The following is a 3155-nucleotide window of genomic DNA, read 5'->3' on the forward strand; positions in this document are numbered from 1 at the left end:
ATTAAAGTCTGTAATATGCTCCCAGCCACAGTCTTTAAATAGTTGTAAATAGGAGGCTCTCTCTGATTTTTCCATTGGGTAAAAATCCAACTGATAAGATACTTGCTCAGGGTGACACTTTTCAAAGGTATACTTAACTGCAAACAATAAGATAGAATAGCTTACTTTCCTAAGTTTCCAGCCCTTAGCATGCATTTCTCTAAAGTATAGAGCCTCCCTCTCATAATCCGCAATTGTAAAAATTCGATAAACAATTTTCTTTTCCATCATCCTTCCTCCCGACTGTTTCTATAGAGCCGTTCAATACGCTTCAATTCAATATCTAAAACTTTTCGTCCCAAGTCTGTGATCTGATAGATTTTCCGTTTTTCTTCTTCTCGGACAAAGGAAATCAAACCATCCTTTTCCATCTTTGACAAGGTTCCATACATAGTTCCAGGACTAATCGAAACTTGCGAATCTGTCATCTCCTTGACCTTTTGCGTAATACTATACCCATGACGCTCCTTTTGCAGACAGAACAAGATATAAAAACCCGTTTCTGTCATCGGAAGATAAACTCGACGAATCTTATCCGTTAATTCCATTTATAGCTACCTCCTATTCAGTTCGATATATCGCATCTCGTTATATAAAATATATCACACCTCGATATAAAACACAAGAAAAAAGACCGCCCTCAGGCAATCTTTCTTCTATATTAGTAAAGATCTAAATAGTTATCAATTTCCCATTGTGAAACGAAGGTTGCATAACTTGACCATTCAATTCGTTTAGCTTCAAGGAAACTAGTATAGATATGTTCTCCAAGAGCTGCTCTAACAACTTCATCTTCAGTCAGAGCTTTCAAAGCATTGTGAAGAGTTGATGGAAGGTCTGTAATACCAGCTTCCTTACGCTCTTCCGCTGTCATGATGTAGATATTTTCTTCGATAGGAGCTGGTGCTTCAATTTTGTTTTCAATACCATGCAAACCAACTTCCAAAAGAACAGCCATAGCGATGTATGGGTTTGCCATTGGATCCACTGAACGTAACTCAAGACGAGTTCCCATGCCACGTGAAGCAGGCACGCGCACAAGTGGTGAACGGTTACGACCAGCCCAAGCAATGTAAACAGGTGCTTCATAACCTGGAACCAAACGTTTGTATGAGTTAACCGTTGGGTTCATGATGGCAGTATAGTTGTAAGCATGCTTGATCAAACCGCCAAGGAAATGATAGGCTGTTTCTGACAACTGCATTCCTTTTGGATCATTTGGATCAAAGAAGGCATTATTTCCTTCTGCATCAAACAAGGACATATTACAGTGCATACCTGATCCAGCAATACCAAATTTTGGTTTGGCCATAAAGGTTGCGTAAAGTCCATGTTTGCGAGCAATAGTTTTAACAACAAGTTTAAAGATTTGAATCTTATCACAAGCACGGAGAACTTCATCGTACTTAAAGTCAATCTCGTGTTGTCCAACCGCAACCTCGTGGTGACTCGCTTCTACTTCAAATCCCATTTTGGTCAAGACATTCACAATCTCACGACGTGTATTGTCCGCAAGGTCAGTAGGCGCCAAATCAAAGTAGCCACCCTTGTCATTTACTTCAAGTGTTGGGTCACCATTTTCATCCAACTTAAATAGGAAGAATTCTGGCTCTGGACCAAGGTTGAAGGATTTGAATCCCACTTCTTCCATGTGACGAAGAGCACGTTTCAAATTACCACGAGGGTCACCTGCAAATGGTTCACCTTCTGTTGTATAGACATCACAGATCAAACCTGCAACACTTCCATTTTCATCTCCCCAAGGGAAGACTGTCCATGTATCCAAGTCAGGGTACAAGTACATATCCGACTCATTGATACGTACAAAACCTTCAATAGAAGATCCATCAAACATAGCCTTGTTTGACAAGACTTTATCTAACTGTTCATCTGTAGCAGGAATTTCGACGTTTTTCATGGTTCCCAAAATATCTGAGAACATGAGACGAATAAAGGTAACATTTTTTTCCTTGACTTCACGACGAATATCTGCAGCTGTGATTGGCATGAGTTTTCTCCTTAATGTATGACTACTTGCGGTTGCCTAACCGCGTCCAAAAGGTGATTGCACCGAAGCAAAGCGACCCTGCTGGAGGAGTTCATTGTGAAGTGCACGGCGCACCTCAGTCTGACTCACCGCTTTCTTGGATTTCGCTTCACGTTCAGCATATTTTTTCTTAATGGCAGCGATATTATAACCTTCAGAGATATAATCTTTGATTTCAAGCAGACGATCCATGTCATTCAAGGAATACATGCGACGGTTCCCTTCGTTTCGATCAGGCTTAATCAACTCTTGATCTTCATAATAACGAATCTGACGCGCCGATAGATCGGTCAACTTCATAACACTGCCGATAGGAAAAACAGCCATATTTCGGCGAAATTCTTTTTCCTTCATTTACAATTTCCTTCTTTCTGTCTATTATAGTCTAAAAAAAGACAAACGTCAATTGATAATGTTATAAAATGTAACATTATTTTTCTTTTTTCTCTAAAAGAGCCGAATACGATCAATATCGTAATTTACGAGAATTGCGACAAAAACTCCCATGAACGTTTCTGATACACGCGCAAACACGTACAAAATCGTTTCCCCACTCGGAATCGATAGGGTAATGATTAACATAGCTGCTACACCACCAATAACCCCTGCTTTGTTATTCATGGCTACATTTGTCATAATGGTTAACATGGTGCAGATTGGAACAACTACCAAGGTCACCCAAAAGGCTTCGTGGAAAAAACTATTTATTAGGAAGAAAACCAAGGCATAGAGGCCACCGATACTATTTCCTAGAATACGCGAAGTTCCGAAATGAACACTCTTATCAAAACTCTCCCTCAGACTAAAAACCGCTGTCAAAGCACCGATTTGAAGACCTTTCCAGCCAAAAAAGCCAAAAATCAAGAGAACTAGAAAAACAGCAATACCTGTTTTAAAGGTTCGCATACCAAGTTTGAACTGTGATTTATCGAATTTATATTTTTTAAAATAACTCATAATCTCAACTTTCTATTTCCATTTTATCATAAATTGGCTGATTTTATGAGCAATAGTTGAGAGGAAGCGTTTTTATTTTAAGCAAAAGAAAAGAGGAACTTTCATCCCTCTC

4 protein-coding genes and 1 pseudogene are annotated in these 3155 nt (G+C 39.3%); all 5 read right to left on the reverse strand.

Annotated elements, in window-relative coordinates:
* On the reverse strand, window positions 1-267 hold a 267-nt coding region (locus RWM06_RS09630), incomplete at its 3' end, for a DUF2812 domain-containing protein (protein ID WP_313970953.1).
* Window positions 267-587 carry a PadR family transcriptional regulator gene (locus RWM06_RS09635; protein ID WP_033683091.1) on the reverse strand — a complete coding sequence of 107 codons (321 nt, stop codon included), beginning with the start codon at window positions 585-587 and terminating at the stop codon, window positions 267-269. The genes RWM06_RS09635 and RWM06_RS09630, both read right to left, overlap by 1 nt.
* Before the next feature lie 113 nt (window positions 588-700).
* On the reverse strand, window positions 701-2047 hold the full coding sequence (glnA, locus tag RWM06_RS09640) for a type I glutamate--ammonia ligase (RefSeq protein WP_049551955.1): 1347 nt from the start codon (window positions 2045-2047) through the stop codon (window positions 701-703).
* 36 nt (window positions 2048-2083) lie between these two features.
* Window positions 2084-2440 (reverse strand): transcriptional repressor GlnR, encoded by a 357-nt coding sequence (gene glnR / locus RWM06_RS09645; RefSeq protein WP_000659547.1) that lies wholly within the window; start codon window positions 2438-2440, stop codon window positions 2084-2086.
* Window positions 2441-2516: 76 nt separating this feature from the next.
* Window positions 2517-3043, reverse strand: a pseudogene (locus RWM06_RS09650) (aromatic acid exporter family protein).
* Between the last annotated feature and the right edge of the window lie 112 nt (window positions 3044-3155).

The organism is uncultured Streptococcus sp. (assembly GCF_963516575.1).
Classification (GTDB): Bacteria; Bacillota; Bacilli; order Lactobacillales; family Streptococcaceae; genus Streptococcus.